Consider the following 639-nt stretch of genomic DNA (forward strand, 5'->3'; position numbering starts at 1 on the left):
GACTCTCGCTCTCCTCCAGGAACTGGCCGTCGCGACGGGCGTGTTCGGGTTGCGGGATGCCATGTTCCGGGGTGAGAAGATCAATATCACCGAGGACCGGGCGGTGCTGCACACGGCGTTGCGGGCGCCGCGGGGCGCGGTGGTCGAGGTCGATGGTGAGAACGTGGTGCCGGCGGTGCACGCGGTGCTGGACCGGATGGGTGGGTTCGCGCAGCGGGTGCGGTCGGGTGAGTGGACCGGTCACACGGGCCGGCGGATCCGGAATGTCGTCAACATCGGTATCGGTGGCTCGGATCTGGGTCCGGCGATGGCGTATGAGGCGTTGCGGGCTTTTACGGCGCGGGAGTTGACGTTCCGTTTCGTGTCGAACGTGGACGGCGCGGATCTGCACGAGGCGGTGCGGGACCTGGATCCGGCCGAGACTCTGTTCATCGTGGCGTCGAAGACGTTCACGACGATCGAGACGATCACGAACGCGACGTCGGCCCGGTCGTGGCTGCTGGCGGGGCTCGGTGGTGACGAGAAGGCGGTCGCCCGGCATTTCGTGGCGCTGTCGACGAACGAGGGGAAGGTCGCCGGCTTCGGGATCGACACGGCGAACATGTTCGAGTTCTGGGACTGGGTCGGCGGCCGGTACTC

Annotated in this window: 1 pseudogene; it reads left to right on the top strand. The window is 67.3% G+C overall.

The features are described from left to right. Positions 1–639, top strand: a pseudogene (locus PV734_RS45725) (glucose-6-phosphate isomerase); the annotation flags it as partial.

Origin of the sequence: Streptomyces sp. AK08-02 (assembly GCF_033795085.1) — a bacterium.
Classification (GTDB): domain Bacteria; phylum Actinomycetota; class Actinomycetes; order Streptomycetales; family Streptomycetaceae; genus Streptomyces; species Streptomyces echiniscabiei.